Origin of the sequence: Pseudoalteromonas sp. B62 (assembly GCF_037162565.1) — a bacterium.
GTDB classification, from domain to species: Bacteria; Pseudomonadota; Gammaproteobacteria; order Enterobacterales; family Alteromonadaceae; genus Pseudoalteromonas; species Pseudoalteromonas fuliginea.
On sequence record NZ_JARLVB010000002.1, the window covers coordinates 1,662,292 to 1,677,570 of the forward strand.

General features: G+C 39.7%; 13 protein-coding genes and 1 pseudogene. 9 read left to right on the plus strand and 5 right to left on the minus strand.

Annotated elements, in window-relative coordinates:
* Positions 1-119 precede the first annotated feature (119 nt).
* Both P4S71_RS11980 and P4S71_RS11985 read left to right on the plus strand, forming a co-directional pair.
* The gene (locus P4S71_RS11980; protein ID WP_337150750.1) at positions 120-2,300 is read left to right on the plus strand and encodes a TonB-dependent receptor; all 2,181 of its coding nucleotides are present in this window, start codon (positions 120-122) and stop codon (positions 2,298-2,300) included.
* A gap of 75 nt (positions 2,301-2,375) precedes the next feature.
* Complete coding sequence (locus P4S71_RS11985; protein WP_007378971.1) at positions 2,376-3,056, plus strand: Fe2+-dependent dioxygenase; 681 nt, start codon at positions 2,376-2,378, stop codon at positions 3,054-3,056.
* Positions 3,057-3,814: 758 nt separating this feature from the next.
* Here the strand turns inward: P4S71_RS11985 and galE are convergent.
* A complete protein-coding gene (gene galE / locus P4S71_RS11990) occupies positions 3,815-4,831 on the minus strand; it encodes a UDP-glucose 4-epimerase GalE (RefSeq protein ID WP_337150751.1) in 1,017 nt (338 codons plus the stop codon).
* Positions 4,832-5,250: 419 nt separating this feature from the next.
* Between galE and P4S71_RS11995 the strand changes: the two genes are divergently transcribed.
* Complete coding sequence (locus P4S71_RS11995) at positions 5,251-5,760, plus strand: hypothetical protein (protein ID WP_096792480.1); 510 nt, start codon at positions 5,251-5,253, stop codon at positions 5,758-5,760.
* A gap of 67 nt (positions 5,761-5,827) precedes the next feature.
* Here P4S71_RS11995 and P4S71_RS12000 read toward each other — a convergent pair whose 3' ends face one another.
* A complete protein-coding gene (locus tag P4S71_RS12000) occupies positions 5,828-6,943 on the minus strand; it encodes an energy transducer TonB (RefSeq protein ID WP_096792481.1) in 1,116 nt (371 codons plus the stop codon).
* A gap of 248 nt (positions 6,944-7,191) precedes the next feature.
* On the opposite strand from P4S71_RS12000, the gene P4S71_RS12005 reads away from it, so the two are divergent.
* From P4S71_RS12005 to csrA, 6 genes and pseudogenes are all read left to right on the plus strand, one after another.
* Entirely contained in the window at positions 7,192-7,815 is a 624-nt protein-coding gene (locus P4S71_RS12005) for a GTP cyclohydrolase II (RefSeq protein ID WP_096792482.1), read from the plus strand.
* Between the two features lie 80 nt (positions 7,816-7,895).
* Positions 7,896-8,684 (plus strand): BPSS1780 family membrane protein, encoded by a 789-nt coding sequence (locus P4S71_RS12010; RefSeq protein ID WP_337150752.1) that lies wholly within the window; start codon positions 7,896-7,898, stop codon positions 8,682-8,684.
* Entirely contained in the window at positions 8,684-9,136 is a 453-nt protein-coding gene (locus P4S71_RS12015) for a regulatory protein RecX (protein ID WP_096792484.1), read from the plus strand. The genes P4S71_RS12010 and P4S71_RS12015 overlap by 1 nt, the downstream gene beginning before the upstream one ends.
* Positions 9,137-9,155: 19 nt before the next feature.
* Positions 9,156-11,755: pseudogene (alaS, locus tag P4S71_RS12020) on the plus strand (alanine--tRNA ligase).
* 6 nt (positions 11,756-11,761) lie between these two features.
* On the plus strand, positions 11,762-12,979 hold the full coding sequence (locus P4S71_RS12025; protein WP_337150753.1) for an aspartate kinase: 1,218 nt from the start codon (positions 11,762-11,764) through the stop codon (positions 12,977-12,979).
* 91 nt (positions 12,980-13,070) lie between these two features.
* Entirely contained in the window at positions 13,071-13,262 is a 192-nt protein-coding gene (csrA, locus tag P4S71_RS12030; protein WP_011327236.1) for a carbon storage regulator CsrA, read from the plus strand.
* Between the two features lie 212 nt (positions 13,263-13,474).
* Here csrA and P4S71_RS12035 read toward each other — a convergent pair whose 3' ends face one another.
* From P4S71_RS12035 to P4S71_RS23135, 3 genes are all read right to left on the minus strand, one after another.
* A complete protein-coding gene (locus P4S71_RS12035; RefSeq protein ID WP_149606502.1) occupies positions 13,475-13,942 on the minus strand; it encodes a YcxB family protein in 468 nt (155 codons plus the stop codon).
* Between the two features lie 211 nt (positions 13,943-14,153).
* Positions 14,154-14,885 carry a mechanosensitive ion channel family protein gene (locus tag P4S71_RS12040; protein ID WP_442961672.1) on the minus strand — a complete coding sequence of 244 codons (732 nt, stop codon included), beginning with the start codon at positions 14,883-14,885 and terminating at the stop codon, positions 14,154-14,156.
* Positions 14,882-15,232 (minus strand): hypothetical protein, encoded by a 351-nt coding sequence (locus P4S71_RS23135; protein WP_442961673.1) that lies wholly within the window; start codon positions 15,230-15,232, stop codon positions 14,882-14,884. Before P4S71_RS23135 ends, P4S71_RS12040 begins: the two co-directional genes overlap by 4 nt.
* Between the last annotated feature and the right edge of the window lie 47 nt (positions 15,233-15,279).

Here is a 15,279-nt window from a genome sequence, read left to right on the forward strand (position 1 = left end):
TATAACAACAGGTATAACAACGCAACTGATAATAATTAGCGTTTACATTTATTTGTGGTGGTGGTAGGATTTTGCCGAAATTCAACATGTACCTAATTAGTTTAAACCTCGGAGTAACCATGAGTAAGCCATCGAATAAAGGGAATACCTACGCAAAACCAATTGCGGCGGTTGTTACAGCCACTCTTTCAACTTGGGCGAGTGCACAGGATGTTCAAGAGTTATCGGTAACGAAAGCGCAAACTAAAACCGAGTCTAGCTATGTTGTAGAAAAATCAACATCGCATAAATATACTCAACCGCTACTCGATACGGCTAAAACAGTTACTGTAATTAACCAAGCGGTAATGAAAGATAGAAACGTAGATAGCTTACAAGATGCATTACGCAATGTATCAGGTATTTCTTTAGCTGCAGGCGAAGGTGGTTCTCCTACTGGCGATAGCATGTCTATTCGTGGTTTTAGTGCCGCAAGTGATATTTTTGTTGATGGTATTCGTGATGTTGCAGGATACACTCGCGATGTTTATAACATTGAAGCCGTTGAAGTAGCTAAAGGCCCTGGTTCTGCAGTCTCTGGTCGTGGTGCAACAGGCGGCAGCGTTAATCTAGAAACTAAAAAGGCGAAATTAGACAACTTTAATGATGTTTCGTTACGTTTAGGCACAGAAAACGATTACCGTGGTCGTCTTGATACTAATATTCAAGTAAACGAAACAAGCGCATTACGTGTTAATTTATTGTCTGATTCAGGTGATGTTGCTGGCCGTGATTATGTTGAAAATGAAAAAAATGCAATTGCTGTCGCTTTGGCTACAGGGCTTGGAACCAACAGTCGATTTGATCTTAATTTTGAATACCAACGACAAGATAATTTACCAGATTACGGTATTGCATGGGTTAGAAGTGATACCCCAGTTACTGAACTAGTTGGCAATGAATACGCTCCACCACCAGTCGATTTTGATAACTTTTATGGTAACGTTTACCGTGATTATGAAGACATAGAAGCTTATTCAACAACTGCTCGTCATGAGTATGATTTTTCTAAAAATACTACGTTACGTACACAAGTCCGTTTAGGTAAAGTTAAGCGTGAATCGGTAACAACTGCACCACGTTTCTTTTCAGTTACAACCGATACAGATATTACCTTTGCAGATGAAAAAACACGTGATACAGAAAATTCATTGGCTGCATTACAAGTTGATTTAATTGGTAACTACGAGTTTGCTGGTTTTACTCACGATGTTGTAGTGGGTATTGAACTTGCAAACGAAACGTTTACACGCCATAACTTTGTTGCAACTACGGCTGATAATCTAATTGAAGATGGAATCCGTAACAACTTATACAATCCTGATGCAACAATTGCATTTACGGGTGTGTACGGTCGTAACGGTACAAGCATTGAAGCTAAAGCTAAAAACCAAGCTATTTATGCATTTGATACAGTAACCCTTAATAAGCAATGGGAAGTTACAGGCGGAATTCGTTTTGATAGCTTTACTACGGATTACCATTACGATTACGCGAACCCAAGTGCTTTAATTTCTACAAGTGACGACTTATTTAGCTGGAATGCAGCTGTAGTTTATAAACCTACAGAAAACGGCAGTATTTATTTTGGGGCGGGTAATTCGTTTAATCCTTCAGCCGAAGGTATTACGGTATCTACTCGCGGAAATACAGCAGATCTTGATCCAGAAGAAAGTAATAGCTATGAATTAGGTACGAAATGGAACTTAATGGATGGTCGCTTACAAACTAATGCAGCTCTTTTTCGTACTGAAAAAACAAATGCTCGTACCGATGATCCATTTGCAGAAGATACACGAGCTGATTTATTAAATGGCGAACAACGAGTTCAGGGTTTAGAGTTATCAGCTACAGGTTTAATCACCAAAGAGTGGACCGTTATTGCATCGTATACTTATCAAGATAGCGAAGTAACTAAAGCATCAGGTGACGATATTATTCAAATAGGTAATGAGTTACCACGTACGCCTAAAAATAGTGCGAGCATATGGACAACATACGAAATATCTGAGCAATTATCATTTGGTGCAGGTATGCAGTATTTAGGTGAGCGTTACAGTAGCTCATCGTCTACTCGCGCTCGTGCTCCAAGCTATACTATTTTTGATTTAATGGTTGCGTATGATGTATCAAAAGATTTGAGCTTGCAGCTTAATGCTGAAAACTTAGGTGATAAAGATTACGTTAACCAGTTAGGTGGCGGACACTTTGTTCCTGGTGAAGGTCGTAAGTTTAGCTTAACGGCAAGTTACTCTTTTTAAACTTTACTTTAAGAGTACATAATCATTAAGGGCAGAAATTTCTGCCCTTTCTTTTTATTATGTGAGAGGGCGCACATGTTAGTTAAAATACCAGAGTTGTTAACTAAAGAAGAAGTTGCTTATTGTCATGAGGTTTTACTAAAAGCACAGTGGGCAGATGGTAGTATTACGGCTGGGCATCAATCAACGAAAGCTAAAAATAACTTACAGTTACCTGAAAATAGTCCTGAATGCCAAGAGCTTGGCGACATTATTATGGCAGCTCTCGCTCGTAGCAATTTGTTTATGTCGGCAGCACTTCCTGCAAAAATATTTCCTCCATTATTTAACTGTTATCAAGGCGGACAATCGTTTGGTGTGCATGTAGATAATGCCATTAGGCAGGTTCCTGGTACGCCTGTAAAAGTACGAACAGATGTATCAATGACGCTTTTTATTAATGAGCCTGAAGATTATGAGGGTGGAGAATTAGTTATTGAAGATACGTATGGATCGCACAGCGTAAAATTACCAGCTGGGAGTATGGTGTTGTACCCATCAACCAGCCTGCACCGTGTAATGCCAGTTACAAGTGGGCGAAGGTTAGCCTCATTTTTTTGGTTGCAAAGCATGGTTAATAGCGACGAAAAACGTGGTTTACTCTTTGATTTAGATATGTCGATTCAAAGTTTGCGCAGCAAAGTAGAAGATAGCCCTGAGATTATTCAGTTAACGGGGGTTTATCATAATTTGCTTAGGCAGTGGGCACAGACATAACGAAGATACTCGTTATTAAGTGTTAGATTTAGATATAAGTAATTAAAAGCCGCGCTTTTCGCGTGAGCAAGCTCTACGCCTACCGGCAAAGTTTTACAGTGTGGTTTGATTTACGTGTAGACGCGCAGCTTGCTGGCGTGACGAGCTAACTTAGCGATCAGTTGTAGGTATTAAAAGCCGCGCTTTTCGCGTGAGCAAGCTCTACGCCTACAGCCAAAGTTTTACAGTGTGGTTTGATTTACGTGTAGACGCACAGCTTGCTGGCGTGACGAGCAACGCTCGTAATTTATTTAAATGATTTATTCATAAAGAGTAGCTTAGCAATCAGTTGTAGATATTAAAAGCTGCGCTTTTCGCGTGAGCAAGCTCTACGCCTACAGGCAAAGTTTTACAGTGTGGTTTGATTTACGTGTAGACGCACAGCTTGCTGGCGTGACGAGCAACGCTCGTAATTTATTTAAATGATTTATTCATAAAGAGTAGCTTAGCTATCAGTTGTAGATATTAAAAGCTGCGCTTTTCGCGTGAGCAAGCTCTACGCCTACCGGCAAAGTTTTACAGTGTGGTTTGATTTACGTGTAGACGCGCAGCTTGCTGGCGTGACGAGCAACGCTCGTAATCTCATGCTTTGGTGTCTTCTCACTTACCTTTATTCTCTTCTTTTTGTGCAATAACGTTTTAGATAATTTATTTACATAGAGTGTAAAGGGCGCTTTACCTGCTGGTGTAACAGGCAAAGCTTATAAAATACTTTTTACTTAACCTTTATAACCGTTGGGGTTATTTGACTGCCAACGCCATGTATCTTGCATCATTTCATCAATGCCACGCACCGCTTCCCAACCAAGTTCATTAAGTGCTTTTTCTGGTGCTGCATAACAGGCGGCTATATCGCCTGAGCGGCGAGGTGAAACCTGATATGGCACAGCCTGATCGCTGGCTTTAATAAATGCATTAACCATTTGCAGTACAGAATACCCGTTACCAGTGCCCAGATTATAAACTAATGCCCCCGTGCTGCTGGCAATTTTATCAAGCGCTTTTAAATGGCCAATTGCTAAATCTACAACGTGTATATAGTCGCGCACACCTGTACCGTCAACTGTGTCGTAGTCATCGCCAAATACAGCAAGTTGCTTTAATTTACCCACAGCAACCTGTGCAATAAACGGTAAAAGATTATTTGGGATACCGTTAGGATCTTCACCAATTAGGCCCGATTCATGTGCGCCAACAGGGTTAAAGTAACGCAAAATAGCAAACGCAAAACGCTCGTCTGATTTAGCGATATCTTGCAGCATCATTTCAACCATCAGCTTAGATGTGCCGTAAGGGTTTGTAGTACCGCCCACAGGGAAGTCTTCTTTAATTGGTAAACTAGCTGGGTCACCATAAACGGTAGCTGATGAACTAAATACTAATTTAAATACACCAGCTTCGCGCATTGCATCAACAAGCGTTAACGTACCTTGTACATTATTTTGGTAGTATTCAATTGGTTTAGCCACTGATTCACCAACCGATTTCAAGCCTGCAAAATGTATAACGCTATCAATAGAGTGTTTAGCAAACACTGAATCTAAAAAAGCTTTATCGAGAATATCACCTTGGTAAAAGGTAGTATCTTTACCTGTGATTTTTTTAACACGAGCAAGAGATTCTTGCGATGAATTGCTCAAATTATCAATAACAACAACATCATTACCTTGCTGTAAAAGTTCTAAAACAGTGTGCGAGCCAATATAGCCTGCGCCACCGGTTACTAAAATAGTCATGAAAGCTCCGTGGGTACCTTTTATCAATTAAGCTAATTTCACCATAAATTATGATTATTTACATGCATTATCTGTATTTATTATTGCTCTACTAAAGTCTTTTTTAAATTAAATACAGTTAATGTGGTTTAGAGTTTATTGGTCTTTCAGGATTAAAATTTGTTCTATCTAAGGAGTATTTAATCGCGGCGAGAGGTGTGTAACCTAGTCGGTTCGGCAACTGCTCTTGCGTTATCGCCTATGTATGGAGAATAACCATATTAAAATCAGCGTACTACTGAAACTTCTAGCTAGGAAGAGAAGCCAGCTTTAATCGCAACAGGAAGTTTTAAAATCACAAAAAGCACGGTTAGGACTTTTGTTACATTGTGAAAAGGAACTAAACTAGGTACATTTGGTGCTTACTCAAAGGGAATTTTATGAAAACAAAAATATTACTACTCACTTTATCTATCGCTTCTTGTTCTACTTTTGCTAACGATGTTAGTTTTTCGATTGGGGGTGGCTATCCTTACTTAGTTATTCCAGAGGTATCTTTATCGGCTAATGAGAATCAACAACGCTGGTATGCAAACTATAAAATAGGCCTTGATGATGGATTTTCAGCAGGTTTTGAACAAGCAGTAAGCGATAATAAAAAGCATGCATTTGGCGCGCTTGTGGGCGCTATTGGCGCAAGAGATACAGACCAAGAATGTGAAAGTTCAACAAATGATATAGCAACTGACTTTGCTAATACGCTAGGCTGCGCAATTGGCAGTATTTTTGATGAGGAAACAACTAACGGCATAGGGCTTACTTACAGCTATAACTTTAATGGATTAAACAATGCCGGTTTTAGACTGGAATTAGATGTAGGCTACGGTAAAACAAGTGACAGCAATGAAAAAAGAGCCGATGGCGGTATTAGCGTAAGTTACGAATTTTAACTACGTAGGATTTGTATTAGTTAGTATTAAAAAAGGCGCTTAAAGCGCCTTTTTTAATGAGCCGCTTTTAATGGCGATTAATTTTAAAGTCGAGTTGTACCTGAGAAATAGCGCTAACGGGTTTGCCATTTTCAAACTTTGGCGCGTAACGCCATTGCTCAAGCGCTGCTTTGGCTGATTTTTCAAATGCGCTGCCCCCTTCAGAGCTAAGTACTTTTGGGTTTTTTACAAAGCCAGCTGCGTCTACCTCAAACTCCATAACAACGCTACCATCGGTACTAAATCTGGCTTTGTTAACTGGGTATTTAGGGTTAACACGATAGAGTGGCGTTTGCTCTTGCGATTCTTTCCATGGCACCATTTTAGCAATTGCTAGACAGTGTTTGGTTGCTTCTTCGCTTTTACCTTGTTTTTCGTACAGGCCAATAAGCTTAGAGTGAGCGCTTAGCTCTGCGCTGTGATCAAAGTTTAAGTTACTATCGAATACATTCACTATACGGTTTAGCCTTTCAATTGCTTGATTGTATTTTTTACGACCTTCTGCGAATGAGGCCATTAAAAAATCGGCTTTTATGCGCTCTAGTGAGTTTTCTGGTAAGTTTTCTTGGTAGTACTCGTCGGCTTCTTCTAGGTAGTTTTTCGCTTCGCGATATTTTTTAGAGCTAAACTTTTTAGCAAGTAGTGATGCCGCTTCTAGTTTCATGTCGGCTACAAATTTAGGCTTATTTTGTGTTTTAGCTATATCTATTACTTGTTCTAAAAAGTTAGCTGCTTTGTAAGCTGATGTTGTGTAGTTAGCTTGGCCGAGCAGTGCATCAATTGTTTCTATTGATTGTTTACCGTGGTTTGCAGCTAAAATAGTATGTGCTTCATTATAGAGTGCAAAACGCTGTTCGTTTAGCTCATCGCCGTAGCCTTTAATTGCTTTAGCGTAATTAATAGCTAAGTTGGCAGTATTGTCGTCGCTTTTACCGTAAACGGCTTTACCTGATGTGTAAGCAAGTTTGGCAGTTTGTTGTACGTTTTCGTCTGCTTTAACTGCTGCTAAATAGCTTTGGTATGCTTGGCTAAATACCGTTTGAGGATCGCTTGCTTGGCTGGCAAGTGCTGTAGTACTTAAAGTTGTTGCGCTTAAAGCAGATAAACTTAAGCCTATAAATAAAGCGAGTTGCTGACGTTTCATAATAATCCCTATCGTTGTTTAAAATACAAAATACCAAACGCGCCCGTAAGTGTCACTGATTAAGGTAAATCAACGTAAATAACATTGGCTGTTATTTGCATCAATTTATTGCTAACTGTCATTGAAAATAACGCTTATCGTCGCCATATATTTGCCATAAAAAGTCTTGTACTACGGTGTATTTATCCTATTTTGTGATATTATCACTTTATTGTCGTGTCGTAGTTATTTAAATATTTGGATTTGTCGTGGCGCAAGTAAGAGCAAGAGTCCAGCTTAATGTTGGCAGAAATAGTGATATCCCTGCAGAAATAATCTCATTTACTGATTTAAAAGATGGTAAAGAACATATTGCTATGGTGTTTAACAACGCTGATAAAGAGCAAGATGTACCGCTTATTCGTATGCATTCTGAGTGTTTAACGGGTGATGTGTTTTACTCATCGCGTTGTGATTGTGGCGAGCAGCTAAATGAATGTATTGAAATGATGCACGAGCAAGGCGGTATTTTATTGTATTTACGCCAAGAAGGCCGTGGCATTGGTTTATACAACAAAATTGACGCTTATGTACTGCAATCGCAAGGGATGAACACCTACGAAGCTAATAATCACTTAGGCTTTGCTGATGATTTACGTGACTTTTCGGATGCGGTATTAATGCTTAATGCGCTTAATTTAAGCCACGTTAAATTAATGACCAATAATCCTAAAAAGCTTAACGCATTAAAAGATGCCGGTATTAATGTTGACTCGGTTGTGGGCACGCATGCACACATTAAAGCGGGTGTTGCGGGTAATAAATCGTACCTAGAAACAAAAATTAAGCATGGCGCGCATATGTTAGATATTAAGAAAATTAAAAAACCTTAATCATTTAATTACGTTTCGTCTATTAATCCCCCTCACGCCAAGTTATACTTGGCGTGTTTCGTTTTAAATTAAGAGCAAGTATGTCTACACAATTACGAATTTTTAAAGCCGATGCAGGGCTAAAGTGGTTAAAAGCCGGATGGCTTATTTTTAAAACCCAGCCAGCAACCTTTATTTTTATGCATTTATTTATTGGCATTGTAGGGCTGCTGTCTTTATTTTTACCTTTACTGCAAGTAGTTGCAGCACTAGCTACGCCATTTTTAACCGCAGGGTTTTACCAAGCGGTGCTTAGTAAGCAGCAGGGCGGAAAAATTATGCTAGCCGATATTCTCAAGCCATTTACGGCTAAGGGAAATCGTTTAGGGTTATTACGTTTAGCACTTTATCAAATGGGTGCGGGTATTTTAATGGCGTTACTTGCTAATGCCTTATTTGCCGATGCAGTGGCTGTTATGAGCCAACCAGGACTTGATCCAAACGTAGCACTTGAACAAATGCTTGAGAGTATTTCGGGCGCGAATGTAATTTTATTTTTTATGGCAATGCTAATTTATTTAACGGCGTTTGCTTACGCTGTACCGCTTGTTTATTTTAGTAAAGAAACACGCATTTTAACGGCGCTGAAAAAGTCGTTAATGGTGTTTTATCATAATATTTTGCCACTTGGCGCTTTTGGTCTTATTTGCGCATTATTTATGGCGCTTTCGATGTTCTTATCGTTCTTACCACTGTTGATTTTAATGCCGATTTGCTACATTAGCTTTTTTGTATCTTATCAAGCCATTTTTATGCCTGTTGTACCACCGAGTGACGACATTAATGTTAAGCCACTTAGTAGTGAAACAAGCGGGCGTTTTGACGCTTAATGGATGATAAATTAAAGCAAAAACTAAAAAACTATGTACTTTGGTTACTAGGGCGCCAAGAATATTCGCGTCGTGAGTTAACGCTCAAATTACAGCAAAAAGAAGCGACAGAAGAGTTTATTGAAACGCTGCTTGATTGGTGCGAAAAGCACAATTTTATTAACGAGCAGCGATACTGTGAAGGCTTTGTAAGAAAACACATATTTAAATGCCACGGGCTTAAGCGAATAAAAAGCGAAGCTATGGGCAAAGGGATTGATCGTTCGCTACTTGAAATGGTAGTTGAAGAGCTTGAAATAGATTGGTTTGAGCTTGCGCAGGATGCGTACAATAAAAAATATTCGAATACACCGCCAAACCTCGATTACAAAGATAAAGCTAAGCGCGTGCGCTACTTAATGTATCGGGGTTTTAGCTACGATGAAATTAATTTTGCAATGCAAGCACAGTAAATACAGGTGAGACTTTCAAATGCAGCACATGACTACCGCACAAATTAGGCAACAGTTTTTAGACTTTTTGCCAGCAAGCAACATCAAATAGTACCTTCTAGCTCGCTTATACCGGGTAACGATGCCACGTTGTTATTTAACAATGCCGGCATGGTGCAATTTAAAGATGTATTTTTAGGCGCAGAAAGCCGCCCTTATACACGTGCGACAAGCTCGCAGCGCTGTGTACGTGCTGGCGGTAAGCATAACGATTTAGAAAATGTAGGCTACACTGCTCGCCACCATACATTTTTTGAAATGTTAGGTAACTTCAGCTTTGGTGATTACTTTAAGCAAGACGCGATTAAGTTTGCATGGGAGTTTTTAACTGAGGTAGTAAGCCTACCTAAAGAAAAACTTTTAGTAACTATTTATCACGATGATGAAGAAGCGTTTGGTTACTGGGCTAACGAAATTGGTTTGCCAGAGGATCGTATTATTCGTATTGCGACCTCAGACAACTTTTGGTCTATGGGCGATACGGGTCCGTGTGGTCCGTGTTCTGAAATATTTTATGATCACGGCGAGCATATTTGGGGCGGTCCTCCGGGCTCTCCTGAGGAAGACGGCGACCGTTTCATCGAAATTTGGAACCTTGTATTTATGCAATACAACCGTCAAAGCGACGGTACAATGTTGCCTCTACCTAAGCAATCTGTTGATACGGGAATGGGCCTTGAGCGTATTTCTGCTATTTTGCAGGGTGTGCATTCAAACTACGAAATCGATTTATTCCAAGGCTTAATTGCTGCAGCTGCAAGTGTTACTAATGCACAAGATATGGACGATAAATCATTACGCGTAGTGGCGGATCATATTCGTTCGTGTGCGTTTTTAATCTCAGACGGTGTTATGCCATCTAACGAAGGCCGTGGTTATGTACTGCGTCGTATTATTCGTCGTGCTGTGCGCCACGGTAACAAGTTAGGTGCACAAGGTTCGTTTTTCTATAAATTAGTTGCTGCGCTAATTGAGCAAATGGGTCAAGCGTACCCTGAGCTTGCTAAGCAACAAGAAATTATTGAAAAAGTATTACGCATTGAAGAAGAACAGTTTGGTAAAACACTTGAGCGTGGCTTAGCTATTTTAGAAGAAAGCTTAAGCGACCTTAAAGGCGATATAATACCGGGCGACTTAGTATTTAAACTTTACGATACGTACGGTTTTCCAGCTGATTTAACGGCCGATGTTGCGCGTGAGCGCCAGATGACAATTGATCATCAAGGCTTTGAAGAATGCATGGCTGTACAACGTAAAACAGCGCAACAAGCGGGTAAGTTTGGCGCTGATTACAATGACCAATTAAAATCAGATAAACACACTGACTTTAAAGGTTACGACAGCACACATTACAGCGCGACCGTTATTGAAATTTTTGCCGGTGGCGAAGCTGTTCAGTTATTAGAAGATGGTCAACAAGGTATTGTAGTACTAGACCGCACACCGTTTTACGCTGAATCAGGCGGTCAAACGGGTGACACGGGTACTATTACAGTTGCTGGTGGCGAATTTAATGTTACTAATACCACTAAGCTTGGTAATGCTTTTGCTCACCACGGTACTGTGCAAGGCCGCATTGGTGTTAACGATAAAGTGGATGCAACTATTGATGATACGCGCCGCGACAGCATTAAGAAAAACCACACAGCTACGCATATTTTACACGAAGCACTACGCCAACTATTAGGTGACCATGTAGGCCAAAAAGGCTCACTTGTTCAGCCAGATCGTTTACGTTTTGACTTTTCGCATTTTGAAGCAGTTACTAAAGATGAGCTACGTGAAATTGAGCGTGTAGTTAATGACGAAATTCGTCGTAACTTTGCACTTAATACTGAGCTTATGGCTATTGATGATGCTAAAGCGAAAGGCGCTATGGCATTATTTGGCGAAAAGTACGATGACGAAGTACGTGTAGTTACTATTGGCGACTACTCTATTGAGCTTTGTGGTGGTACTCACGTTGAGCGCGCTGGCGATATTGGTTTATTCAAAATTGTATCTGAAAGCGGTATTGCCGCAGGTGTTCGCCGAATTGAAGCGGTAACTGGTGCAGAGGCTGTAGCGTACGTTAGCGAGCAAGAGCAACAACTTAGCGATGTTGCAGCTTTAGTTAAAGGCGATAGCGCATCGGTACTTGAAAAAGTAACCGCGTTACTTGAAAAGTCTAAAGGTCTTGAAAAGCAAATTGCGCAACTTAACGATAAGTTAGCAAGTGCAGCGGGTGCGTCTTTACTTGATTCGATTGTTGAAATTAACGGTGTTAAGCTACTTGTAGCAAACGTTGAAGGTACTGAATCTAAAGCACTGCGTGGTATGGTTGATGACCTTAAAAACAAAATTGGCTCAGGTGTTATTGCCCTCGGTGTTGCCAGTGGCGACAAAGTAAGCCTAATTGCCGGTGTAACTAAAGATTTAACAGGCAAAGTAAAAGCCGGTGAATTAGTTAATCACATGGCAGGCCAAGTAGGTGGTAAAGGTGGCGGTCGTCCAGATATGGCACAAGCCGGTGGTAGTGAGCCACAAAACCTTGCTGCTGCACTAGATAGCGTTACAGCTTGGTTAACTGAGCGTACTTAAGCCTAAGTGGCGCTTATTGTTCAAAAATTCGGTGGCACTTCGGTCGGCTCAATAGAGCGAATTGAAGCAGTCGCCGACCTTGTTGTTAAAACCAGACAACAAGGACATCAAGTGGTTGTGGTGCTCTCTGCTATGTCGGGAGAAACCAACCGCTTAATTAATCTCGCCAAACAAATTGATACTCGCCCGAGTAGCCGTGAACTAGATGTACTTATTAGCACCGGAGAGCAGGTTTCTGTATCACTACTTGCTATGGCTATTATAAAACGTGGCCACTCTGCTGTGAGCTTATTAGCCGATCAAGTCAATATTCAAACCGATAACATGTTTGGTAAAGCTCGTATTGCAGAGGTTGCTGCTACGCGTTTGAAGCATGAGCTTGAGCATAATCGTATTGCTATTATTGCTGGGTTTCAGGGGCGTGATGTTGAGGGCAACATTACAACGCTTGGGCGCGGTGGCACCGATACATCGGCTGTGGAAATAGCTGCGGCTATAAAAGCTGACGAATGCCAGATCTATACAGACGTTGACGGCGTATATACTACAGATCCTCGTGTTGAACCTAACGCGCGCAGAATGAGCCAAGTTACCTTTGCCGAAATGCTAGAACTGGCAAGTTTAGGGGCGAAAGTTTTGCATATTCGCTCAGTAGAAGCCGCAGGCAAACATAATGTGCCACTTAGGGTGCTTTCGAGCTTTAATCCCGATGAAGGTACATTAATAAGTTTTGAGGAGAACGATATGCCAAGCAAGGTTGTATCGGGGATTGCGTTTAATCGTGACGAATGTTTAATTAAGGTACAAGGTGTGCCAACGGGTACGCAATATCTTTCAAAAATATTGAAACTTTTTGCCGAAAATGGCATCGAAATAGATATGATTAATCAAGTTAATCATAACTTTGAAAAAATAGACTATGCTTTTACTGTGCACTCGAATGATTATCTGCAAACACTTGAATTGCTCACTGAGCAGCAAGTTCAATTAAGTGTTCAAAGTATATGCGGATTAACCACAGTGGCAAAAGTGTCTGCTGTTGGTATGGGTATGAAATCGCATTCTGGTGTCGCGAGTCTATTTTTTGAAGCATTAGCGCAAGAAAACATTAATGTAGTTTTAGTTTCAACATCCGAGATTAAAATTTCAGTTTTAATAGATGAAAAGTACTTAGAGTTGGCTGTTCGTGCATTACACAAAGTATTTTTAACAGAAAATGAATAGATTGGGAGTTTTTACTTACTTTTCAGTCTAATTTTTATTAGTATGTTTAAGCGGAATCTTATAATTTTTATTGGAACATGGGAGCAATAGAATGCTAATACTAACTCGTAGAGTAGGTGAAACCCTAATGATTGGTGACGAAGTAACAGTTACCGTTCTAGGTGTTAAAGGAAATCAAGTTCGAATCGGTGTTAACGCACCAAAAGACGTATCAGTGCATCGTGAAGAAATTTACATGCGTATACAAGCTGAAAAGTCTAACCCTGAGCCGGGCAATGCTTAATCAACATGTAATACCAAACTGCATAAATCCTTGATCAATTTAACGAATTAAATTGCACTATAACGTCGTTAAAAATTTTTTATTTAGAACAACTAGATACAAAAATTTTTGCCTAGTTCTAGCGTGATTTTCTCAACGTTAAATAGACCTCATATATAAGCAGATTGGTATAAAATAGCTGAGTAATTTACTTAGCTAAACAAAAAAGCCACTCATCGAGTGGCTTTTTTGTTTATATAATTAATAATTTCGGGGCTTAAAATTTGTTTTGAAATATATTGCATACCACGTTTATTTTTTAATAATAATCCGCGCTCTGTATCTATAACTTCGTTTATATCTTGCCATACTAATTGATAGTTTTTGTAATGATTAACCGATTTAATGCCTTCGTCATCAAAAGTAAGGGTGACTTCTGAGCCAGATGCTCTGCTGAGCATTTGTCTGGTTACCCACCAAGGACGACGATAGTAAAAGGCAACGCATTCAAGAATTGCCAGCATGATTAAAAAAGAACCTAAGTAATGATCATTTAAACCATAAATACCAAACAAACCCAGTGCTGTTAATAGCATGAGTAGAAAATATTTAGGTTGCGCACGTTTACTATAAGGAAGCGACTCATCGAAGCATTCATAAAAGTAAGGTCTATCAAGTGTATAGGTAGTAGTTAATGCCATATTGTTTTACTTAAAACATATTTTTTCCTATTTTAGCAAGCTAAGCTGCAAATGCGCAGTGTTTATAATAAAGAACCTGAACTCTAGATAATAAATCTATCTCAAGCAGTTATTGTCAGCGCGAACTGCAATAAATTTATTTGCAGTAGGCCAGCTATTAACGCGTAAATTAGCCTTGTTTTCACTGAAAATCTCTTAATCAGAGCTCAGGTTAAATAATATTTTTTCCTTGTTCAGGATCTCTTGATTTATCTGCTTGTTCACGTATTTCGTCAGTATCACTGCTCACATCATCGAGTGTTTTAGTTTTATCGTCTGTTTCGTTAACTATGTTTTTTACTTTTGGTGATTGTTTTTGCTCTGAACCAAAAATAGTTTCGTTAGCAGGGGTAAGTAAAATACGCTCTCTTGCGTCGTCAGGCATGCTGATATTGTGCTTTGTAAATTCGTTTACAAGTTCTCGCATAAGTTGTGAGCCTACTTTTAATGGGCTGTGCTGCTCGCTATTAACCCAAAAGAACAAGGTAAAGTTAATAGTGGATGAGCCAAGGTTTTTTATTAATACTTGCGCTGGTGGGTCGCTTAGTACGGCACTTTGCTGATTGGCAATGTCGAGTGCGAGAGTTTGTGCATTGCGTATATCGTTATCATAGCCAATACCTATTTCTACTTTACCGCGCATTTTGGGATTGGCGGTGAGATTTTTAATGGTGTTTTTGTACACAGTCGCATTTGGTATTTGAATATGATTACCATCGTAATCCACTAGTGTTGTTGCCCGTGCGGTTACTTTTTTAACGATCCCTAAGCGATTATCTACCTCTATTACATCATCAATTTTAAAAGGTCTTTGTATGCTTAGTAATAAACTGGCGATGAAATTTTCTGCTATGTCTCTAAAAGCGAAACCTAATATTAAGCCTATTAATCCTGTTCCACTCATAATAGCGACTGCAAACTCAGTAAGCCAGCTAAACGTAAAAATAAGTACACGCCTAATAAAATAATTAAGGTGCTAATACTGCGCCTTGCGACCAAGTGAACGAGTTTACTGTCGGTCATATAATCGATGGGTTTTATAAGTAGTCGCGAAAGCGGCCCTGCGATTAAATAGCTTAGTACTAAAAGGACTGTGCCAAGTAATAGAGTGGGTAATATTTGCGCTGTTGCGTGCAGTAATTGCAGACTTTGTTCGTGGAAAAAATGCCATGAAAGCATATCACCTTCAAAACTATGTGTTATGAGAGGGGCATTATTTTGTACTATGTTGTTTGCATGGCTACTGGGCATGGCTGTCATCCGTGTTTAGTTTTTATAATTGTTAGCAGCAAGTTTAG

What these genes read in the sequence shown, in the direction of transcription:
- P4S71_RS11980 (WP_337150750.1), top strand. Translation starts at nt 120, where the DNA reads ATGAGTAAGCCATCGAATAAAGGGAATACCTACGCAAAACCAATTGCG.
- P4S71_RS11985 (WP_007378971.1), top strand. Translation starts at nt 2,376, where the DNA reads ATGTTAGTTAAAATACCAGAGTTGTTAACTAAAGAAGAAGTTGCTTAT.
- galE (WP_337150751.1), bottom strand. Translation starts at nt 4,831, where the DNA reads ATGACTATTTTAGTAACCGGTGGCGCAGGCTATATTGGCTCGCACACT.
- P4S71_RS11995 (WP_096792480.1), top strand. Translation starts at nt 5,251, where the DNA reads ATGAAAACAAAAATATTACTACTCACTTTATCTATCGCTTCTTGTTCT.
- P4S71_RS12000 (WP_096792481.1), bottom strand. Translation starts at nt 6,943, where the DNA reads ATGAAACGTCAGCAACTCGCTTTATTTATAGGCTTAAGTTTATCTGCT.
- P4S71_RS12010 (WP_337150752.1), top strand. Translation starts at nt 7,896, where the DNA reads ATGTCTACACAATTACGAATTTTTAAAGCCGATGCAGGGCTAAAGTGG.
- P4S71_RS12015 (WP_096792484.1), top strand. Translation starts at nt 8,684, where the DNA reads ATGGATGATAAATTAAAGCAAAAACTAAAAAACTATGTACTTTGGTTA.
- csrA (WP_011327236.1), top strand. Translation starts at nt 13,071, where the DNA reads ATGCTAATACTAACTCGTAGAGTAGGTGAAACCCTAATGATTGGTGAC.
- P4S71_RS12035 (WP_149606502.1), bottom strand. Translation starts at nt 13,942, where the DNA reads ATGGCATTAACTACTACCTATACACTTGATAGACCTTACTTTTATGAA.
- P4S71_RS12040 (WP_442961672.1), bottom strand. Translation starts at nt 14,885, where the DNA reads ATGAGTGGAACAGGATTAATAGGCTTAATATTAGGTTTCGCTTTTAGA.
- P4S71_RS23135 (WP_442961673.1), bottom strand. Translation starts at nt 15,232, where the DNA reads ATGCCCAGTAGCCATGCAAACAACATAGTACAAAATAATGCCCCTCTC.